The organism is Bradyrhizobium sp. CCGUVB1N3 (assembly GCF_024199925.1).
GTDB lineage: Bacteria > Pseudomonadota > Alphaproteobacteria > Rhizobiales > Xanthobacteraceae > Bradyrhizobium.
This window is the reverse complement of the sequence record NZ_JANADR010000001.1, coordinates 3,623,001-3,642,657: the sequence shown is the minus strand read 5'-3', so window position 1 is coordinate 3,642,657 and position 19,657 is coordinate 3,623,001. Positions and strand designations below refer to the sequence as shown.

Genomic DNA, 19,657 nt, shown 5'->3' with positions numbered 1-19,657 from the left:
GTATTGACGAGTCCTGACAGATGACACTGGTTTCGGAACATATCGAAAGCGACACCCGGGAGCGCATCCTCGAGGTGGCCGAGCGGCTGTTCCGCCAGATCGGCTACCAGAAGACCACTGTCGGCGACATCGCCAAAGAGCTTCGGATGAGTCCGGCCAACGTCTATCGCTTCTTCGAATCGAAGAAGGCGATCCATCAGTCCGTCGCCCGGGCGTTGATGGGCGAGGTCGAACTTGATGCGCAGCGGATCGTGGCCCAGCCCGGTCCGGTGCGCGACCGCTTCCGGCAGCTTCTGACGACCATCCATCGCATGAATACCGAGCGCTATGTCGGTGATTCCAAGCTGCATGAGATGGTCGAGATCGCGATGCAGGAAGACTGGGACGTCTGCGTCGCCCATATGGAGTGTATCGCCTCGATCATCGGCCAGATGATCGCCCAGGGTGTCGCCTCCGGCGAATTCGAGGCTCCGGACCTGCAGCTGGCCTCGCTCTGCGCCTGCACCGCGATGATGCGCTTCTTCCACCCCCAGATGATCGCCCAATGCGCCACCAAGCCGGGCCCGACGATCGACCAGATGATCGATTTCGTCATCGCAGGCCTGTCGCCGCGTCACTGACGCGTGGCGGAATTTCTCCTATAAGGACTGGCCGTCATTCCGGGTTCGGTCCTGCGGACCGGCCCGGAATGACGAGATAATGGCGCGCAGGACGAACCAGCAAACTCCGTCATTGCGAGCGCAGCGAAGCAATCCGGACTGTCTCGTCGGAGGGATTCTGGAGTGCTTCGCTGCGCTCGCAATGACGATCGGGGAAAAGCCAACGTGACCGAGAAAGACCTGCACTTCTACGAGCCAGGCAAGGGCCATGGCCTCAAGCACGATCCCTTCAACGCCATCATCGCGCCGCGGCCGATCGGCTGGATCTCCTCGCGTGACACGAACGGGCACGTCAACCTCGCGCCCTACAGCTTCTTCAACGCTTTCTGCTACACCCCGCCGATCATCGGCTTCTCCTCCACCAACTGGAAGGACACCGTCGGCAATATCGAAGCGACAAAAGAGTTCGTCTGGAATCTCGCCACCATGGACCTGGCGAAACAGATGAACGCGACCGCCGCCCATGTCGCCCCCGAGGTCGACGAATTCAAGATCGCAGGGCTCACCGCCGTGCCCGGCAGGCTCGTCAACGTGCCGCGCGTCGGCGAAAGCCCGGTCGCCTTCGAATGCAAAGTGTCCGACATCGTGCGCCTCAAGGGCGCCGACGGCCGGCAAGCCGACGCCTGGTTGACACTCGGCGAGGTCGTCGCCGTCCACATCGACAAGGCCTTCATCAAGGACGGCGTCTACCAGACGGCTGCGACCCGTCCGATCGTCCGTGCGGGACGGCGCGGCGACTATTTCGAGATCAAGCCGGAAAACATGTTCGAGATGGTCAGGCCGGACTAGGTCTTCCGTCATTCCGGGATGCGCCGATAAGCGCAGGCCCGGATCTCTGCGGTCCAATGGATTCTCAGATGCGCAATTGCGCATCATAGCTCGCGCTTCGCGCGCCCCGGAATGACGGTGTTGATATTCGGCCTCGAGCTAAGCATGGTACTCGTGACCGCGTAAGAACTGTCAGATGAGAGACGCATGACCGAACAGACCGATACCGAACCGCGCGGTGATCTCTGCATCCGCACGCTTGCGATGCCCGCCGACACCAACGCCAATGGGGACATCTTCGGCGGCTGGCTGCTCAGCCAGATGGACGTCGGTGGCGGCGTGTTCGCCTCGAAAGTCGCGAAGTCGCGCACCGTGACGGTCGCGATCGAAGCGATGAATTTTCGTAAAGCGGTCTATGTCGGCGATCTCGTCTCGGTCTATGCCACGCTCGTGCGCGTGGGGCGCACCTCGCTCACCGTGCGTCTCGAAGCCTGGGCGCTGCGCCGCGGCGAACAGCATCCGTTCCTCGTCACCGACGGCAACTTCACCTATGTGTCGATCGACGATCACGGCCGCCCGCAGACCGTCAACGGCACCGAGTCGCCGATCGCGACGTAAGCGCGCGGAGCCTCAACGCATGTGTTGCCTTAACGCATGTGGTGATCGTGCGCCGCCGATGTCGCGGCTTCGCCAAGAACAAGTCACAAAACGGATGAGGTCGCAGCGTACTCCATTGCGTGTCGATTCGGGGTGGAAACGGCCGCAGTGTCCTTAGGAACCTTTGGACAGGAGCACCGTTATTTGCCCGCATTGAGGATCACGGGTAATGCCGGACAGCTACATCATCGAAGTCGATTCAAAGACCGCAGGTATCGTCGTACGCAACCCAGAAGGATACCGCTTCTTCGCTTCCTCCCATCGCTTCAACCGCCTCGAAGGCCAGATCTTCCGCAACGCCCGCGAAGCCGAACGCGCAGCGCGACGGCTGATGAATGGCGATTTGAAGGAAGCGGCGTGACATGTACTGGAATGCGGAAGCGTAGTTGAGATGCGCCAACCGCGATCTCCGCTGTACCTTCTCCCCTTGTGGGAGAAGGTGGCGCGAAGCGCCGGATGAGGGGTTGTCTCCGCAAACAAAACTCTTGCAGATGATTTCGTTTTACAGATGAATTCGCGGAGAGAACCCCTCACCCGGCTCGCCGCTGCGCGGCGAGCCACCCTCTCCCACAAGGGGAGAGGGGAAGAACATCACAGCTTCGTCGCGGCGCGCGACAGCAGCTTCCAGTCGTCGCCCTGCTTCTGCCAGTTCATCAGGATGTGAAGGTTGGTCGGCACTTTTTTCCCATCGGCCGCCATCTCCTGCTCGGCGATCCAGTGGAAGCGCACGATCGCGGCCGGGCCGACGACCTTGATGGTCGGATCCTGATACTCGATCGACAGGAATTTCGACTTTCCATCCGTGGCGTTGGCGATGAAGGTCGCCTTGTCCTCGACCTTGCCGCTGGAATGGCTGTAGCTGAGATCGTCCCAGCAGAGCGCACCGAGCGCCTTGGGATCCGCCGCGATCTGGGCGAGACGAAAAGCTTCGACTTTTTTCGCAACCGCCTCTTCCTCCGCCGGAGCGGCGAACGCGGGCGCCGCGCCGACTGCTGTCAGTACAAGGGCCGAGACGGCCAGTTCGCGCCGATTGATGGTCATCGTTTCCTCCTTTTTGCTCTTGCCCGCGAGTGTTACAGCCGCGCGCGGATTTGTCGAGTGTTTCGGTTCCGTCGTTCCTCGGCTATTGGTGCGTCCCGACGAAAAGGAATCATTGAAATGTCGCAAGCTACGGGCCATGCGCTGCTGTTCGACATCGACGGCACGCTCGCCGATACCGACGCGCTGCATCGCGAGGCGTTCAATCAGGTGTTTGGACCGCGCGGTCATGTGTTCGACCACGCCCGGTTTTCGAAGGAGTTGCAGGGCTTCTCCAATGCGTCGATCGGCGAGCGGTTCCTGCCGCGGGAATCGCTCGAAGCCCGCGCAGCGATCATGGATGAGAAAGAGCACATCTTCCGCACGCTGGTGGCCGGGCAGATCAAGCCGGTGCCGGGCCTGATGGCGCTGCTCGACAAGGCGGACGCGACGGGCATTCCCATGGTCGCCGTCACCAACGCGCCGCGGCTGAATGCGCAGATGCTGCTGTCGGGGCTCGGTATCATGGATCGCTTCAAGGCGATCGTGATCGGCGACGAACTGCCGCACGGCAAACCGCATCCGCTGCCTTATCTGGAAGGGCTGCGCTTCGCCGGCGCCGCCGCCCATGCCTCGATTGCGTTCGAGGATTCCCGTTCCGGAATTCAATCGGCCTCGGCTGCGGGCATACCGACGATCGGCATGCGGACGTCACTCAGTCACGACGATCTGGTCGCTGCCGGTGCCGTCGCCTCGGCCGGCGCGTACGATGATGACGCCCTGATGGAGCTGGTCGCGGCCGCCATGAAGTGGTGAGGGCAGGGCGCCGGCGCGCTGTTCGTTAACTTTACCGTGCTCTCTCGTTGACCTCGGCGTCGAACCGCCGCACCATGCAAAACTCTGATGTGAGGTTGCCGCCCGTGACCGGATTGACCCATCGCCAAGCCGAAATCCTCAACATCGCCCGCGCCTCGGGCCGGGTAATGGTCGAGGAACTCGCGCGCCGCTTCGAAGTGTCGGCGCAGACCATCCGCAAGGATCTCAACGATCTCTGCGAGCGCCGCTCGCTGACCCGGATCCATGGCGGCGCCATCATTGCCTCGGGCGTCGAAAACCTCGCCTACGAGGCGCGGCGCTTCGTTGCCGCCGACGAGAAGAAAGCGATCGGCGCTGCGGCCGCCTCGCTGATACCGAACGGCTGCTCGCTCTTCATCAACATCGGCACCACGACGGAAGAGGTCGCAAGCGCGCTGACCTCGCACGAGGACCTGCTCGTCATCACCAACAATCTCAACGTCGCGATGCTGCTTTATCGCCATCCCCGCATCGAGGTGGTGGTCGCCGGCGGCACCGTGCGGCGCGCCGACGGTGCGGTGGTCGGCTCGACCGCGACGCAGCTGATCGGCCAGTTCAAGGTCGACTACGCCATCATCGGTGCATCCGCGATCGACGAGGAGGGCGCGCTGCTCGACTTCGACTATCGCGAGGTGCAGGTGGCGCAAGCGATCATTGCCAATGCGCGCAGCGTCATGCTGGTCGCCGATTCAACAAAGCTCCGCCGCAGCGCGCCGGTGCGCATCGCCCATATCAGCCAGATCCAGACCTTCGTCACCGACCAGGAACTCCCCGAGCGCCTCGCCACGATCTGCCACAGCAAGGGCATCGAGGTTGTTGAGGCGATGCCGAAAGGCTCGTCCGACGACGACGCGGTGACGGAGCCCGCACAGGATTCCGCGCCGGAAGCGGCGCCGGTGGTGAGGCTGAGGTAGTCGCTCGCTCCCAGCCCACATTTCTGCGTGCTCGATGTGAGCGTCTCAACGGGAGAGGGCGGCAGGTCTGCCCACCCTTTCATCCAACTGCCCAGCAAAAGTCCTCCAATTGCCCACGAAAAAAGTTCCATTTTCGCTTTCTTTCGTCTTGCTTTCGTTTTCGGTTCTGATCTAATCGAAACCGAAAGCAAAATCGCCCAAGCGAACGGGCGGTCGCCGGGGGATGCGTCTGTTGGAGCGTATTTTCGACCTCGCCATCATTGGAGGCGGTGTTAACGGTTGCGGCATCGCGCGCGATGCGGTTGGCCGAGGCAACACGGTTTTCCTGTGCGAAATGAACGACCTGGCGAGCGGGACGTCGTCCTGGTCGACCAAGCTGGTCCATGGCGGCTTGCGCTACCTCGAATATTACGAATTCCGTTTGGTCCGCGAGGCGCTGATCGAGCGCGAGATCCTCTGGGGCGTGGCGCCCCATATCATCCGCCCCCTGCGTTTCGTTTTGCCGCATCACGCCGGCCTGCGCCCGGCCTGGCTGCTCCGCCTGGGCCTCTTCCTCTACGATCATATCGGTGGCCGCCATCTGTTGCCGGCGACCCGTTCGGTCGATCTGACCAAGGATGAAGTCGGCCGTCCGCTGATCCCGAACCGCTATTCACGCGCCTTCGAATATTCCGACTGCTTCGTCGATGACGCGCGCCTCGTCGTGCTCAACGCGCGCGATGCCGCCGACAAGGGCGCCGAGATCCGCACCCGCACCCGCGCCACCGAAATCCGCCAGTCCGACGGCGTCTGGACCGTCAGCATGGTCGACACCATCACCGGCGCGCGTTCGACGATCCGCGCCCGCGCTCTGGTCAATGCCGGCGGTCCCTGGGTCGAGGACGTGCTCGGCCGCGGCGCCGGCGTGAACGCCAAGGCAAAAGTCCGCCTGGTGCAGGGCTCGCACATCGTCGTCAAAAAGCTCTACGACCACGACCGCGCCTACATGTTCCAGAACGCGGACGGCCGGATCATCTTCGTCATTCCTTACCAGGATGAGTTCACGCTGATCGGCACCACCGATCGCGACTATGACGGCGATCCCGCCAAGGTGAAGGCGACGGCCGAAGAGATCCAATATCTCTGCACCGCCGCGAGCGAATATCTGGCCAAGCCGGTGAAGCCCGAGGACGTCGTCTGGACCTATTCCGGCGTGCGCCCGCTCTATGACGACGGCGCCAGCGAAGCCAAAGCCGCAACGCGTGACTACGTGTTCGAGCTCGACACGCCCGGCGGCGGCGCGCCGCTGCTCTCGATCTATGGCGGCAAGATCACGACCTACCGCCGCCTTGCCGAGGAGGCGCTCGAGCGTCTCGCTCCCTATTTGCGTAGCGCCAAGGCGCGCGAGGGCTGGACCGGCAAATGGCCGCTGCCCGGCGGCGACATGGACGTGTCGGCGGTCGATGCGCTGATCGCGGACCTCCAGCGCGGCTATTCCTTCCTCTCTGTCGAGCATGCCCGCCGTCTGGCGCGGGCCTATGGCACCCGCGCCATCAAGCTCCTGGGCGAGGCCAAGTCGGCGGCCGATCTCGGCCAGTCCTTCGGCGCCACGCTGACGGAACGCGAGGTGCGCTATCTCATGAACAACGAATGGGCGGTGACCGCCGAGGATATCGTCTGGCGGCGCTCCAAGCTTGGCCTGCGACTAAGTGCCGATCAGATCGCGGCACTTGACGACTGGATCGCCAGCCATGCCGTGCCGCAAAGTCCCCTGCTCGAAGCAGGAGGACGCTCATGACCGTCACACTGGATCACGTCAGCCGCTCTGTGGACGGCGTTCCGCACATCAGCGACGTCTCGCTGACGCTCGACGGCGGCACGCTCAACGTGCTGCTCGGGCCGACGCTGTCGGGCAAGACCTCGATCATGCGGCTGCTCGCGGGCCTCGACAAGCCGACCACGGGCAGGGTGCTGGTCAATGGCAAGGACGTCACCGGCATCGACGTGCGGCAGCGCTCGGTCGCCATGGTCTACCAGCAGTTCATCAACTACCCCTCGCTCACGGTCTTTGAGAACATTGCTTCGCCGCTGCGCGTGCAGGGCAAGCCGCGCGAGGAGATCGAGAAGCGCGTTGCGGAGGCCGCAAAGCTCCTGCGGCTGGAGCCGTTCCTGAAGCGCACGCCGCTCCAGCTCTCCGGCGGCCAGCAGCAGCGCACCGCGATCGCGCGCGCGCTTGTGAAAGGCGCCGATCTCGTGCTGCTCGACGAGCCGCTCGCCAATCTTGACTACAAGCTCCGCGAGGAGCTGCGCGCCGAGCTGCCGCGCATCTTCGAGGCCTCGGGTGCGATCTTCGTCTATGCGACGACCGAGCCGTCCGAAGCGCTGCTGCTCGGCGGCAACACCGTCTGCATGTGGGAGGGCCGGGCGCTCCAGATGGGCGAGACCTCCAACGTCTATCGCCGCCCGCAGACGCTGCGCGTCGCGCAGGTGTTTTCGGACCCGCCGCTCAACCTGGTCGGCATCGAGAAGAAGAACGGGCAGGTCGCCTATGCCGGCGGCAGCTCGGCGCCGGCCTCCGGCCTTTACGCCGGTCTCGCCGACGGACCCTATCGCGTCGGCTTCCGCGCCCACCAGCTCGGGCTCGCCAATGGCCAGATCGATCGCCACGCCTTCCACGCCACAGTGACGGTGACCGAGATCACCGGTTCGGAGAGTTTCGTGCATTTGACCCGCGACGGATCGAACTGGGTTGCGGTGCTGCACGGCGTGCACGAGTTCGAGCCGGGCCAGACGCTCGACGCCGTGCTCGATCCGCAGGATGTCTTTGTGTTCGACGCGGCCGACCGCCTGGTCGCCGCGCCCAGCTCCATAAACACGTGAGGGAGGTGCGAAATGGCCCGCATTGACCTCGTCGATCTCGCGCACTCCTACAGCGGCAATGATGCCGCTCCCGAGAGCTTCGCGCTGAAGCCGGTAACCATGACCTGGCGGCAGGGCGGCGCCTATGCGCTGCTCGGGCCTTCGGGCTGCGGCAAGACCACGCTGCTCAACGTCATCTCTGGCATCATCACGCCGTCGCGCGGAAAAATCCTGTTCGACGGCAAGGACATCACACCGCTGTCAACCCAGAAGCGCAACATCGCCCAGGTGTTCCAGTTTCCGGTGATCTACGACACCATGACGGTGGGGGAGAATCTGGCGTTTCCGCTGAAGAACCGCGGCGTGCCGAAGGCCGATATCGACAAGCGTGTGGCTCAGATCGGCCGCCTGCTCGATCTCGAGCCCTATCTGAACCGCAAGGCTACGCGGCTCACGGCGGACGCCAAGCAGAAGATCTCGCTCGGCCGCGGGCTGGTGCGCAACGACGTCGCCGCCGTGCTGTTCGACGAACCGCTGACGGTGATCGATCCCGAGCTGAAGTGGCAGCTCCGCTCGAAGCTGAAGGCGCTGCACCGCGAGCTCGACCTCACGATGATCTACGTCACCCACGATCAGACCGAAGCGCTGACCTTCGCCGACACCGTGGTGGTGATGCATGACGGCCGCGTGGTGCAGAGCGGCACACCGGCTGAGCTGTTCGACAAGCCGGCGCATACCTTCGTCGGCTACTTCATCGGCTCGCCCGGCATGAACATCCTGCCGGCGGAAGTGAAAGGCCGCGAGGCGCGGATCGACGGCCACGTCATCGCGCTCAACCGCAGCTACGACCATCTGCCGACCGGCGCCAAGATCGAGATTGGCGTACGTCCGGAATTCGTCGACGTGGTCGCGCCGGCGCCGGGGCTGCTCACCTCGAAGATCGACCGGATCGACGATCTCGGCCGCATCCGCTTCGCCCGCGTTCGCGTCGGCGATGCCAAGCTCGCTGCCCGCGCGCCGGGCGGCTTCACCAGCTCCGACGGCTCCGCCGGGCTGAAATTCGATCCGTCGCATGTCCACGTCTATGCGGACAGCCTTCTGGTTGAGGGAGCCGTCTGATGGACAAGACCATCAATCAAAAAGCCTGGTTCCTGGTTCTGCCGGTGTTCCTCGTCGTCGCCTTTTCCGCGGTGATCCCGCTGATGACGGTCGTGAACTATTCGATGCAGGACACCTTCGGCAACAACCAGTTCTTCTGGAACGGCGTCGGCTGGTTCAAGGAGCTGCTCGATCCCTCGACCGACCTTGGCGGCCGCTTCCTGGCCTCGCTCGGCCGCAACCTGTTCTTCTCGCTGGTGATCCTCGCGATCGAGGTGCCGCTCGGCATCGTCATCGCGCTGTCGATGCCGCGAGAGGGCTGGACCGTGGCGGCCTGCCTCGTGATCCTCGCGCTGCCGCTGTTGATTCCGTGGAACGTGGTCGGCACCATCTGGCAGATTTTTGGCCGTCCCGACATCGGCCTGCTCGGCTACACGCTGAACAGCCTGGGGCTCAACTATAACTACGTATCGAACGAAATCGACGCCTGGGTCACCGTCATCGTCATGGACGTCTGGCACTGGACCAGCCTGGTTGCGCTGCTGTGCTACGCCGGCCTGAAGTCGATTCCCGACGCCTACTATCAGGCGGCGCAGATCGACGGCGCCTCGCGCTGGGCGGTGTTCACCGCGATCCAGCTTCCGAAGATGAATCGCGTGCTGCTGATCGCGGTGCTGCTTCGCTTCATGGACAGCTTCATGATCTACACCGAGCCGTTCGTCGTCACCGGCGGCGGTCCCGGCAACTCCACGACCTTCGTCTCGATCGAGCTCGTCAAGATCGCGCTCGGCCAGTTCGACCTCGGCAAGGCCGCGGCCCTGTCGCTGGTCTACAATCTGATCATCCTGATCGTCTGCTGGGTGTTCTACACCGTGATGACCAATGCCGGCGTCGAGCGCAAGACGCAGGCGGAGAAAGAGCCCGCGGCGGAGCGCAAGCCCGCCGGTGCGCTCCAGCCCGCGCATGCGCTTCAGCCCAAGGAAGGAGTGGCCTGATGCACTCGATCCCCGGCCGACGCGTCATCATGGCGCTATTCCTGATCTTCCTGCTGTTGCCGATCTATTGGCTCGTCAACATGAGCTTCAAGACCAACAGCGAGATCGTCTCGACGATGACGCTGTGGCCGCACACCCCGACGCTGCAGCACTACAAGCGCATCTTCACCGACGAGAGCTGGTATTCCGGCTACATCAACTCGCTGGAATACGTCGTCCTCAATACCATCATCTCGATCACCGTGGCGCTGCCGGCGGCCTATGCTTTCTCGCGCTATCGGTTCCTCGGCGACAAGCACCTGTTCTTCTGGCTGTTGTCGAACCGCATGGCGCCGGCAGCCGTCTATGCGCTGCCGTTCTTCAACCTCTATTCGGCGATCGGGCTGTTCGATACGCCCTGGGCGGTGGCGCTTGCGCACTGCATCTTCAACGTGCCCCTGGCGGTGTGGATCCTCGAAGGCTTCGTGTCCGGCGTGCCGCGCGAGATCGACGAGACGGCGTTCCTCGACGGCTATTCCTTCCCGCGCTTCTTCGTGAAGATCCTGATCCCGCTGATCGCGAGCGGCATCGGTGTCGCCGCCTTCTTCTGCTTCATGTTCTCGTGGGTCGAGCTCTTGCTCGCGCGCACGCTGACCTCGGTGCAGGCGAAGCCGATCGCGGCGATCATGACCCGCACGGTGTCCGCGGCGGGCATGGATTGGGGGCTGCTCGCTGCCGCCGGCGTGCTCACCATCATTCCGGGCGCGCTCGTGATCTGGTTCGTCCGCAACTATATCGCGCGTGGTTTCGCGCTCGGCCGCGTGTAAGGAGGCGAACCATGGAATCCATCGCATGGATGGCCTGGACGATACCGACCGCGATCTTCTTCAGCGCGCTCGCCTGCACGCTCGCAGTGATGACGTATCTTGCGGCCGCCTATCCCGAGGCGGAGCGCGTGGGCGTCCTGCGCATTCCGACTACGCGCGGCGATCGCCTGTTCATCTCGCTGATCGCGGCGGCCGTCATCCATCTCGCCTGGATCGGCCTGGTCGGGACCGACACGATCGGCACGCTGCCGATCGGCGAGGAGGGGTTTGAATTGTCGAGCCTGTGGCTCGCATCAGGAATTTCGCTTGTCACGGCCGCGCTCATATTCCGCACGGTCTGAAGCTCGCGAAGAAGACCAGATCCGGGGTCAACCCGGGCCTGTTAGAGTTTGTCGCTGCAACGGAGGAACAACATGCGACAGTTTAGGAGAAGGAAAGGTCCATTGACCAAGATCAGCTTTCTGACGGTATCTAGTGCCGCAGCTATCATTGCGGCTGCATTCGCGACCTCGGCGCCGGTTCGCGCCGCCGATGACGCCACGATCCAGAAGTGGATCGCGGAATTCCAGCCCTCGACGTTGTCGAAAGACGACCAGAAGAAGGAGCTCGAGTGGTTCGCCAAGGCCGCCGAACCCTTCAAGGGCATGGAAATCAACGTCGTCTCGGAGACGATCACGACTCACGAATACGAGTCGCAGACGCTCGCCAAGGCGTTCACCGAGCTCACCGGCATCAAGCTCAAGCACGACATCATCCAGGAAGGTGACGTCGTCGAAAAGCTGCAGACCCAGATGCAGTCGGGCAAGAACGTGTACGACGGCTGGATCAACGACTCCGACCTGATCGGCACGCATTTCCGCTACGGCCAGACCATCGTGCTGTCGGATTACATGACCGGCGAGGGCAAGGACGTCACCGACCCCATGCTCGACGTCAACGACTTCATCGGCAAGTCTTTCGGCACGGCGCCGGACGGCAAGCTCTATCAGCTGCCCGACCAGCAGTTCGCGAACCTCTACTGGTTCCGCTACGACTGGTTCACCAACCCGGACTACAAGGCCAAGTTCAAGGCCAAGTATGGCTACGAGCTCGGCGTGCCCGTGAACTGGTCCGCCTATGAGGACATCGCCGAGTTCTTCACCAACGACATCAAGGAGATCAACGGCGTCAAGGTCTACGGCCATATGGACTATGGCAAGAAGGACCCCTCGCTCGGATGGCGTTTCACCGACGCCTGGCTCTCGATGGCCGGCAACGGTGACAAGGGCATTCCGAACGGTCTGCCGGTCGACGAATGGGGCATCCGCATGGAAGGCTGCCGTCCGGTCGGCTCGAGCGTCGATCGCGGTGGCGACACCAACGGTCCGGCCTCGGTCTACGCCATCTCGAAATATCTCGAGTGGCTGAAGAAGTATGCTCCGCCGCAGGCTCAGGGCATGACCTTCTCCGAGTCCGGTCCGGTGCCGGCGCAGGGCAACATCGCCCAGCAGATGTTCTGGTACACCGCCTTCACCGCCGACATGGTAAAGCCGGGCATCGCCGTGATGAACGCGGACGGTACGCCGAAGTGGCGTATGGCGCCCTCGCCGCACGGCTCGTACTGGAAGGAAGGCATGAAGCTCGGCTACCAGGACGCCGGCTCGCTCACGCTGTTGAAGTCGACCCCGGCTGACCGCCGCAAGGCGGCCTGGCTCTATCTCCAGTTCATCGTCTCCAAGTCGGTGTCGCTGAAGAAGAGCCATGTCGGTCTCACCTTCATCCGTGAATCCGACATCTGGGACAAGTCGTTCACCGAGCGTGCGCCGAAGCTCGGCGGCCTGATCGAGTTCTACCGCTCGCCCGCGCGCGTGCAGTGGACCCCGACCGGCAACAACGTGCCTGACTATCCGAAGCTCGCGCAGCTCTGGTGGCAGAACATCGGCGACGCGTCGTCGGGTGCCAAGACCGCGCAGGCCGCGATGGACTCGCTCGCTGCTGCCCAGGACGCCGTCATGGAGCGTCTTGAGAAGTCCGGCGTGCAGGGCGCCTGCGGTCCGAAGCTCCACAAGAAGGAGTCGGCCGAGTACTGGTTCGCGAAGGCCGAGAAGGACGGCACCATCGCGCCCCAGCGCAAGCTCGCCAACGAGAAGCCGAAGGGCGAAACGATCGACTACGACACGCTTATCAAGTCGTGGCCGGCCACCCCGCCCAAGCGCGCGGAAGTGAAGTAAGCCTCGCGCAGCACCTCATCCAAAACGAAAGGCCGGGAGCGATCCCGGCCTTTTTCTTTTGCGCTGTGCTTCAACACCGTCATTGCGAGCCACCGGGTCCGCGCAAAGCGCGGCCCGATGACAGGCTCCGCGAAGCAATCCAGGAATGCATCCGCGGCGGCAGTTTGGATTGCTTCGTCGCTCTCGCTCCTCGCAATGACGGCGTGTGTTGAAGCGTCGTGTATCCCCTACGTCGTCTTGGCGGACGCCAACGCGATGTCTCCATCGCGGTCAATCGATTGGCTGCCGCTTGACTCCGCCCGATCCCAAATCCATGATCAGCATAATGCGATTGAAGTAATCGTATAGCAATTAAAATCAAACAGGCGGTCGGGGCCACTGGCGGTCCCATCCGGGAGGCCGGTTGATGGCATTGATCGAGGCGTTCAAGCGCTTGCTGGGCGACACCGCCGTGCTCGTTCGCGAGGAGGATCTTGCAGGCCTCACCGAGGATTGGCGCGGCCGTTATCGCGCGCCGGCGCTCTGCGCCGTTTTGCCGTCCACGACCGAGCAGGTCGCTTCCATCGTTCGCCTCTGCGTCGAGAGCGGCACGCCCGTGCTGCCGCAGGGCGGCAACACCAGCCTGTGCGGTGCCGCAACGCCGACCGGGCAGGGCAAGCCGCCGGTCATCATCGCGCTGACGCGCATGCGGCGGATCAGGTCGATCGATCCCGTCAACAACACCATGGTGGTCGATGCCGGCTGTGTGCTGGCCACGATCCAGGAGACCGCGGCAGCCAATGGACGGCTCTATCCGGTGAGCCTCGGCGCCGAGGGCTCCTGCCAGATCGGCGGCAACATCGCCACCAATGCCGGCGGTACCGGCGTGCTGCGCTATGGCAATACGCGCGACAACGTACTCGGCCTCGAGGTCGTGCTGCCGGACGGCACCATCTGGGACGGCCTTTACGCACTACGCAAGAACAACACCGGTTACGACCTCAAGCATCTCTTCATCGGCTCCGAAGGCACGCTCGGCATCGTCACCGGCGCGGTGCTGAAGCTGCATCCGCTGCCGACCGCCGAGGCCGTCGCCTGGCTCGCGGTCGACAGCCCGCAGCAGGCGCTCGACGTGCTCGGCCTGTTCCAGGCTTCCTGCAATTCGCGGCTTTCGGCCTTCGAGCTGATGAACGCCAAACAGATCCAGCTTGTCCTTGAACAGGTGCCGGGCCGCCGCTGCCCGGTCGCGCAAGTCGATAGCTGGCATGTGCTCGTCGAGCTGTCCGACACCGGCGGTGCCGAGGCGCTCAACGCGACCATGCAGGCGGTGCTCGAGCGCGCGCTCGAGGCCGGCTTGATCAGCGACGGCGTCGTTGCCGCCAGCGAAGCCCAGCGCAAGGCGATGTGGCTGGTGCGTCACAGCGTTTCGGAAGCCAACAAGAAGGCCGGCGTCGGGCTGACGTCGGACAGCGCCGTTCCGGTGTCAGCGGTGCCAGCTTTCATTGCGCAGGCGATGCAAGCGGTGCACGCCATCATTCCCGATCTGCCGTTCGTGATCGTCGGCCATATGGGCGATGGCAACATCCATCTCATTCCCTTCTTTGGCTTTGCCGAATGGGATGCCTTAAGGGATCGCGACGCGGTCGGCGAACGCATCCGTCATGCCGTCAACGATGTCGCGGCATCGCTCCGCGGCACCTTCAGCGCCGAGCACGGCGTCGGCCGCACCTTGATGGAGCAGATGACCCGCTACAAGCCGCCGGTCGAGCTCGCGCTGATGCGCGCCGTGAGGCAGGCCTTCGACCCGCGTGGGCTATTCAATCCCGGCCAGGTTCTGCCGCCGCCATCAGCGGACGCGCAGATTTCTTCACCATCCATCGCAACATCGCATAGAGGGGACTGACATGAGCCATCTTCCGAAGATCATCACCTCCCGCCGCCGCCTGCTTCTCGGTGCCGGCGCAGGTGCCGTCGCGCTCGCCGCGCCGGCCGTTTGGTCCCCGTCACGCGCCGCAGGAAAACGCATCGTGGTGCGTGACGACGGCGGCATCTACACCAAGGCCTATGGTGCGGTGTTCTACCGTCCGTTCACGGAAGCGACCGGCATCGAGGTGGTCGGGGTGCAGGCCAATGCCGAGCCGGTCGCGCAGATCAAGACCATGGTCGATACCAAGAACTACACCTGGGACATGGCCAAGATCAGCTGGCCCGCGATCCTGCTCTTGACCACTGGCAGCAAGCAATATCTCGAAAAGCACGGCCTCGAATCCGAGCCCGTCATCAAATCGATCCCCGCCGAATTCATGTCGCCCTACGGCGTCGGCACCAATGTCTACACCACCGTGCTGGCCTACCGCACGGACGCCTTCAAGGGCCGCAAGGCACCGCAGTCCTGGGCCGACTTCTGGAACGTGGCGGAGTTTCCGGGACGCCGCGCCGTGCGCAAGCATCCGTTCGACACGATCGAGGAGGCCTTGATGGGCGCCGGCGTGCCGACCGCGCAGGTCTATCCCTGTGATCTCGACAAGGCGTTCGCATCGCTCGACAAGATCAAGTCGCAGGTCGCGGTGTGGTGGACCAGCGGCGCGCAGGTCGAGCAGATGCTGACCTCGGGCGAGATCGACCTGCTGCCGACCTGGGTGTCGCGTCCGCAGGCCGCGCAGGCGGCCGGCGCACCGGTCGAGATCGTCTGGAATCAGGGCATCTGGGGCGGCGACAACTGGTCGATCCTCGCCGGCACGCCGAATGCGGATGCCTGCCGCGAGTTCATCAAGTTCGCCTCCGATCCGAAGCGCCAGGCGGCGCTGATGGAGTATTTCCCCGCCGGCCTCACGCAGCCGGAGGCCTTCAACTACGTCAAGCCGGAGCTCGCCAAGAACTGTCCGACCTATCCGGACAACATCAAGGCAGGCCTGAAGATCGATGCGAAGTTCTGGTACGACAACCAGGCCGCCGTCATCGAGCGCTTCAATAGCTGGATCCTGGCTTAAGCCTCGCGATTGGAGCAGGGCATGACATCGTCGAGCTTGCGCGTCAAAGGACTTACCAAGCGCTATGGCGACTTCGTCGCGCTGGCGCCGACCAGTCTCGACGTCGCGAAGGGGGAATTCCTCACGCTGCTCGGCCCTTCGGGGTCGGGCAAGACGACGCTGCTCAGCCTGGTCGCGGGGCTCGCGCACCCGGACGAAGGCCAGATCCTGGTCGACGATGCCGATGTGACGCATAGCCCGGCCTATGACCGGGACATCGGCGTCGTGTTCCAGAACTACGCGCTGTTTCCTCACATGACGGTGGAGGACAACATCGCATTTCCGCTGAGGATGCGGAAGGTCGCCGACGCCGAGGCGCGCCGCCGCACAGCGGAAGCGCTGGAGACGGTTCGCCTGCCGCACGTCGCAAAACGCTATCCGCGCGAGCTCTCGGGCGGCCAGCAGCAGCGCATTGCGCTCGCGCGCTGCATCGTCTACCGGCCCGCGATCATCCTGATGGACGAGCCGCTCGGCGCGCTCGACAAGAAGCTGCGCGACCAGATGCAGCTCGAGATCAAGCGCATCCATCGCGAGCTCCGCACCACGATCATCTACGTCACCCACGACCAGGAGGAGGCGATGACCATGTCCGATCGCATCTGCCTGATGAACGCAGGCGCGATCGAGCAGCTCGGCACGCCGGAGGATCTCTACTTCCGCCCGCAATCGGTCTTCGTCGCCGACTTTCTCGGCGAGTCCAACCTGCTCAGCGCAACGGTGGGGCAGGTCGATGCGCAGGGGCTCGACGTCGTGCTGGCCGACCAGACGGCGGCCTCGCGCGCCGTCGGCAACGGCGCGAGCTTCACGGCCGGCGAGCCGATCAAGCTCATGGTCCGTCCCCAGAACCTCCATGTCGCGGACGCAGCAAACGGCAAGCTCACCGGCAGGCTGGTCGACGTGATGATCAGCGGCAGCATGACGCGGCTCTATATCGCGCCCGAAAAGGCCGACATGCCGCAGCTCGTCGCGGCCTATCCGACGCGATCGAGCGCGGCGCCTTACGAGATCGGCCAACGCGTCTCGCTCGGCTGGAATTCCGCGGATGCCGTGGCGATCCGCGACGGCGGGGGACACTGACGCCATGGCATTGGCCAAAGCGCCTGCGATCGAGCCGGGACAACTCCGGACCACGACGCGCTCTCGCGCCCGGTCGCAGGCCTGGACCTGGGCTGCGATGGGCGGCCCGCTCGTCCTGCTGCTCGTCTTCTTCCTGGTCTACCCCGTCGGCCAGTTGCTGCTGCTCAGCATCCACAATGACAGCGGATTCACGCTTGCGCCGTACCGCCAGCTCTTCGCCTCATCCGTCTATGTCGATGTCCTCCTCATCACGCTGAAGATCTCGCTGGCGACGACACTGGTGTGCGTCGTCACCGGCTACCCGATCGCCTATCTGATTTCCGTCGTCGGCAAGGAACGGAAGGCGACGCTGCTGTTCTGGGTGCTGCTGTCGTTCTGGACCAGTTTTCTGGTGCGCGCCTTCGCCTGGATCGTGCTGCTCGGGCGCAACGGCGTCATCAACAAGCTCCTGCTGTCGCTCGGCATCATCTCGAGCCCTGCGAGCCTGCTCTACAATTTCGGCAGCGTCCTCGTCGGCATGGTGAACGCGCTGCTGCCGCTTGCCGTGCTGACCATGCTTTCGGTGATGGAGAACATCGACCGCAACCTGCCGCGCGCGGCGGCAACGCTCGGGGCACGGCCGGGCATGGCGTTCTGGAAGATCTATTTTCCGCTCTCGCTGCCCGGCGTCGCCGCGGCTGGCATCATGGTGTTCGTCACCGCGATCGGCTTCTTCATCGTGCCGGCGCTGCTCGGCGGGCGCCGCGAGACCATGATCACGCAGTTGATCATCGACCAGGTCCAGCAGACCCTGAACTGGGGATTTGCCGGCGCAATCTCCGTGCTTCTCCTGATCGTCGTGCTCATCGTCTTTGCGGCCTACGACCGGCTGCTCGGCCTGTCGACCATGACGGGAGCGGCAGCGCCGCGCAGCGCGGCGCCCTCGCGCCTCGCCGGGCCTATCCAGAGGATCGGCGACACCGTGCTGACGCTGCTCGGTGTGATCTCCGATCGCATCATTCTCGTGCTGCCGCGGCGCCGCCGCGACCGCAATCCGGATCAGGCGGGCCTCGGCTTGCAGGCCTTCGTCTGGACCATGCTCATCATCATCAGTGCGCCGACGATTTTGATGATCCCGCTGTCGTTCGGCACCGGCGGCCTCAACTGGCCGCCGCAGGGATTTACGCTGCATTGGTATGAGACCGTGCTGCATTCACCGGTATGGACCCAGGCGTTCCTGCGCTCGCTGCTGGTTGGCCTCGGGACGGGTGGGCTCGCCATGCTGATCGGAACGCCCGCGGCGTTTCTGCTGGTGAGGAGCAACATCCCCGGCAAGGCCGCCTGGCTCGCCTTCATCCTGTCGCCGATCGTCGTGCCGCGCATGATCATCGCGGTCGGCATGTTCTACGTGTTCGCGAGCATGGGCCTCGTCGGCAGCGCCTTTGGCCTCATTCTCGGACATACCGTCGTCGCGGTGCCCTACGTCGTCATGACCATGATGGCCGTGCTGCGCAACTACGACACGCGGCTCGACCATGCCGCGCAAAGCCTTGGCGCGCGCCCCTTTGCGACGCTGCGCTACATCACCTTTCCGATCCTCGGCGCGGGCATGTTCTCCTCGTTCCTGTTCGCCTTCGCGACCTCGTTCGACGAGCTCACCATCGCGCTGTTCGCGACCGGCGGCCTCAACGCCACGTTGCCAAAGCAGTTCTGGGACGAGGTGACGCTTCAGGTCTCGCCCGTGATCGCCGCCGTCTCCACCTGCCTGTTCATCTTCATGGGGCTCTTGATATTCGTCGCCGAACGCCTGCGTCGGCGCGCTGCCGCAAGGTAGTCATCCCGCGTTCCAACCAGAGGTTATCGTCATGCTCACTGCAAATCGTCTTCGCGGCCTGTTTCCCGCCATTCCTACCCCGGTGAAGGCCGACGACACGATCGACGCTCAGGCGGTCTCGGCGCTGTTTGCCTGGCTGCTCAAGCAGGGCATCGACGGCGTGGTGCCGCTCGGCGGCACCGGCGAATATGGCGCGCTGTCACGCGCCGAGCGCATCCGGATGGCGGGCCTGTCGGTGAAGGCCATGGCGGGCAGGGGGCCCGTGATCGCCGGCGTGCTCGACACCGGCTTCCACGACGCGCTTCAAGCGGGCAAGGAATTCGCCGCCGAGGGCGTGGACGGCCTGTTGGTTCTTACGCCATATTACACCAATCCGACTCAGGCCGGCGTTCGCGACTACTTCCTGCGCTATGCCGATGCCTCGCCGGTGCCCGTCCTGATCTACGAGATTCCCTACCGCACCCGGATCGCGATCGAGCCCAAGGTTTTGCATGAGCTCTCGAAGCATCCCAACATCATCGGCATGAAGGCCTGCAATCTCGACATGTATCATTTCCTTCAGGTCGTGGCCGGCGTCGACGACAGCTTTGCAGTGCTCAGCGGCGAGGACAGCCTGTTCCCGCTGCATCTCGCGGCCGGCGCGACCGGCGGCATCGTCGTCACTGCCTGTCTGTTGCCGCGCGCCTGGCGACAGATTTACGAGACGGCGATTGCTGGTCGGACGGCAGAGGCACTGAGCCTGCACCGCCGTCTGATCCCGTTCATGAACATGGCGTTTGCCGAGACCAATCCGGGGCCGATGAAGGCGGTGATGGACATGGTCGGTGTCGACGCGCCGCGGATGCTGGCGCCACTGGTGCAGCCCGCGCCCGCGCTGGTCTCGGCATTCCGGGCCGAGTTCAAGAAGCAGTTGGCGCTCACTGAAAACGTTGGGTGACGAAA

General features: G+C 63.9%; 19 protein-coding genes. 18 read left to right on the top strand and 1 reads right to left on the bottom strand.

All coding sequences use genetic code 11. The features are described from left to right. The first annotated feature begins 20 nt into the window (after positions 1–20). The 4 genes from NLM33_RS17265 to NLM33_RS17250 all read left to right on the top strand — a co-directional run bounded on the left by NLM33_RS17265 (position 21) and on the right by NLM33_RS17250 (position 2,445). Positions 21–620 (top strand): TetR/AcrR family transcriptional regulator, encoded by a 600-nt coding sequence (locus NLM33_RS17265; RefSeq protein WP_254097258.1) that lies wholly within the window; start codon positions 21–23, stop codon positions 618–620. Between the two features lie 204 nt (positions 621–824). After that, entirely contained in the window at positions 825–1,448 is a 624-nt protein-coding gene (locus NLM33_RS17260; protein ID WP_254097256.1) for a flavin reductase family protein, read from the top strand. A gap of 186 nt (positions 1,449–1,634) precedes the next feature. Next, a complete protein-coding gene (locus NLM33_RS17255) occupies positions 1,635–2,045 on the top strand; it encodes an acyl-CoA thioesterase (RefSeq protein ID WP_254097254.1) in 411 nt (136 codons plus the stop codon). Positions 2,046–2,253: 208 nt separating this feature from the next. Next, positions 2,254–2,445 carry a hypothetical protein gene (locus tag NLM33_RS17250; RefSeq protein WP_254097252.1) on the top strand — a complete coding sequence of 64 codons (192 nt, stop codon included), beginning with the start codon at positions 2,254–2,256 and terminating at the stop codon, positions 2,443–2,445. A 230-nt stretch (positions 2,446–2,675) separates the two neighbouring features. On the opposite strand, the gene NLM33_RS17245 is transcribed toward NLM33_RS17250, so the two are convergent. Then, positions 2,676–3,125: a nuclear transport factor 2 family protein gene (locus tag NLM33_RS17245; protein ID WP_254097250.1), complete on the bottom strand. Its 450-nt coding sequence runs from the start codon at positions 3,123–3,125 to the stop codon at positions 2,676–2,678. 117 nt (positions 3,126–3,242) lie between these two features. Between NLM33_RS17245 and NLM33_RS17240 the strand changes: the two genes are divergently transcribed. The 14 genes from NLM33_RS17240 (at position 3,243) to dapA (ending at position 19,652) form a co-directional block, all read left to right on the top strand. Next, a complete protein-coding gene (locus NLM33_RS17240) occupies positions 3,243–3,917 on the top strand; it encodes an HAD family phosphatase (protein ID WP_254097248.1) in 675 nt (224 codons plus the stop codon). Positions 3,918–4,021: 104 nt separating this feature from the next. Beyond that, positions 4,022–4,870 (top strand): DeoR/GlpR family DNA-binding transcription regulator, encoded by an 849-nt coding sequence (locus tag NLM33_RS17235; protein WP_254097246.1) that lies wholly within the window; start codon positions 4,022–4,024, stop codon positions 4,868–4,870. Between the two features lie 223 nt (positions 4,871–5,093). Beyond that, positions 5,094–6,647: a glycerol-3-phosphate dehydrogenase gene (gene glpD, locus NLM33_RS17230; RefSeq protein ID WP_254097244.1), complete on the top strand. Its 1,554-nt coding sequence runs from the start codon at positions 5,094–5,096 to the stop codon at positions 6,645–6,647. Beyond that, on the top strand, positions 6,644–7,729 hold the full coding sequence (locus tag NLM33_RS17225; RefSeq protein WP_254097242.1) for an ABC transporter ATP-binding protein: 1,086 nt from the start codon (positions 6,644–6,646) through the stop codon (positions 7,727–7,729). The genes glpD and NLM33_RS17225 overlap by 4 nt, the downstream gene beginning before the upstream one ends. A 12-nt stretch (positions 7,730–7,741) precedes the next feature. Then, the gene (locus tag NLM33_RS17220) at positions 7,742–8,827 is read left to right on the top strand and encodes an ABC transporter ATP-binding protein (RefSeq protein WP_254097240.1); all 1,086 of its coding nucleotides are present in this window, start codon (positions 7,742–7,744) and stop codon (positions 8,825–8,827) included. Continuing rightward, on the top strand, positions 8,827–9,801 hold the full coding sequence (locus tag NLM33_RS17215) for a carbohydrate ABC transporter permease (protein WP_254097239.1): 975 nt from the start codon (positions 8,827–8,829) through the stop codon (positions 9,799–9,801). The genes NLM33_RS17220 and NLM33_RS17215 overlap by 1 nt, the downstream gene beginning before the upstream one ends. Further along, positions 9,801–10,607, top strand: coding sequence for a carbohydrate ABC transporter permease (locus NLM33_RS17210; protein ID WP_027522785.1), 807 nt, complete (start codon positions 9,801–9,803; stop codon positions 10,605–10,607). The genes NLM33_RS17215 and NLM33_RS17210 overlap by 1 nt, the downstream gene beginning before the upstream one ends. Positions 10,608–10,618: 11 nt before the next feature. Next, on the top strand, positions 10,619–10,948 hold the full coding sequence (locus NLM33_RS17205; protein WP_254097237.1) for a DUF2160 domain-containing protein: 330 nt from the start codon (positions 10,619–10,621) through the stop codon (positions 10,946–10,948). A 72-nt stretch (positions 10,949–11,020) separates the two neighbouring features. Then, complete coding sequence (locus NLM33_RS17200; protein WP_254097236.1) at positions 11,021–12,817, top strand: ABC transporter substrate-binding protein; 1,797 nt, start codon at positions 11,021–11,023, stop codon at positions 12,815–12,817. A 406-nt stretch (positions 12,818–13,223) separates the two neighbouring features. Then, positions 13,224–14,699, top strand: coding sequence for an FAD-binding oxidoreductase (locus NLM33_RS17195; protein WP_254097234.1), 1,476 nt, complete (start codon positions 13,224–13,226; stop codon positions 14,697–14,699). A 1-nt stretch (position 14,700) separates the two neighbouring features. Further along, positions 14,701–15,786: an ABC transporter substrate-binding protein gene (locus NLM33_RS17190; RefSeq protein ID WP_254097232.1), complete on the top strand. Its 1,086-nt coding sequence runs from the start codon at positions 14,701–14,703 to the stop codon at positions 15,784–15,786. A gap of 21 nt (positions 15,787–15,807) precedes the next feature. After that, a complete protein-coding gene (locus NLM33_RS17185) occupies positions 15,808–16,902 on the top strand; it encodes an ABC transporter ATP-binding protein (protein WP_254097231.1) in 1,095 nt (364 codons plus the stop codon). A gap of 4 nt (positions 16,903–16,906) precedes the next feature. After that, on the top strand, positions 16,907–18,715 hold the full coding sequence (locus NLM33_RS17180; protein WP_254097229.1) for an ABC transporter permease subunit: 1,809 nt from the start codon (positions 16,907–16,909) through the stop codon (positions 18,713–18,715). A gap of 31 nt (positions 18,716–18,746) precedes the next feature. After that, the gene (gene dapA / locus NLM33_RS17175) at positions 18,747–19,652 is read left to right on the top strand and encodes a 4-hydroxy-tetrahydrodipicolinate synthase (protein WP_254097227.1); all 906 of its coding nucleotides are present in this window, start codon (positions 18,747–18,749) and stop codon (positions 19,650–19,652) included. The last annotated feature ends 5 nt before the right edge of the window (positions 19,653–19,657 follow it).

Coding starts and splice junctions, on each gene's coding strand:
- NLM33_RS17255 (WP_254097254.1), top strand. CDS start 1,635: ATGACCGAACAGACCGATACCGAACCGCGCGGTGATCTCTGCATCCGC.
- NLM33_RS17245 (WP_254097250.1), bottom strand. CDS start 3,125: ATGACCATCAATCGGCGCGAACTGGCCGTCTCGGCCCTTGTACTGACA.
- NLM33_RS17215 (WP_254097239.1), top strand. CDS start 8,827: ATGGACAAGACCATCAATCAAAAAGCCTGGTTCCTGGTTCTGCCGGTG.
- glpD (WP_254097244.1), top strand. CDS start 5,094: ATGCGTCTGTTGGAGCGTATTTTCGACCTCGCCATCATTGGAGGCGGT.
- NLM33_RS17190 (WP_254097232.1), top strand. CDS start 14,701: ATGAGCCATCTTCCGAAGATCATCACCTCCCGCCGCCGCCTGCTTCTC.
- dapA (WP_254097227.1), top strand. CDS start 18,747: ATGCTCACTGCAAATCGTCTTCGCGGCCTGTTTCCCGCCATTCCTACC.
- NLM33_RS17205 (WP_254097237.1), top strand. CDS start 10,619: ATGGAATCCATCGCATGGATGGCCTGGACGATACCGACCGCGATCTTC.
- NLM33_RS17250 (WP_254097252.1), top strand. CDS start 2,254: ATGCCGGACAGCTACATCATCGAAGTCGATTCAAAGACCGCAGGTATC.
- NLM33_RS17195 (WP_254097234.1), top strand. CDS start 13,224: ATGGCATTGATCGAGGCGTTCAAGCGCTTGCTGGGCGACACCGCCGTG.
- NLM33_RS17225 (WP_254097242.1), top strand. CDS start 6,644: ATGACCGTCACACTGGATCACGTCAGCCGCTCTGTGGACGGCGTTCCG.
- NLM33_RS17240 (WP_254097248.1), top strand. CDS start 3,243: ATGTCGCAAGCTACGGGCCATGCGCTGCTGTTCGACATCGACGGCACG.
- NLM33_RS17220 (WP_254097240.1), top strand. CDS start 7,742: ATGGCCCGCATTGACCTCGTCGATCTCGCGCACTCCTACAGCGGCAAT.
- NLM33_RS17265 (WP_254097258.1), top strand. CDS start 21: ATGACACTGGTTTCGGAACATATCGAAAGCGACACCCGGGAGCGCATC.
- NLM33_RS17180 (WP_254097229.1), top strand. CDS start 16,907: ATGGCATTGGCCAAAGCGCCTGCGATCGAGCCGGGACAACTCCGGACC.
- NLM33_RS17200 (WP_254097236.1), top strand. CDS start 11,021: ATGCGACAGTTTAGGAGAAGGAAAGGTCCATTGACCAAGATCAGCTTT.
- NLM33_RS17185 (WP_254097231.1), top strand. CDS start 15,808: ATGACATCGTCGAGCTTGCGCGTCAAAGGACTTACCAAGCGCTATGGC.
- NLM33_RS17210 (WP_027522785.1), top strand. CDS start 9,801: ATGCACTCGATCCCCGGCCGACGCGTCATCATGGCGCTATTCCTGATC.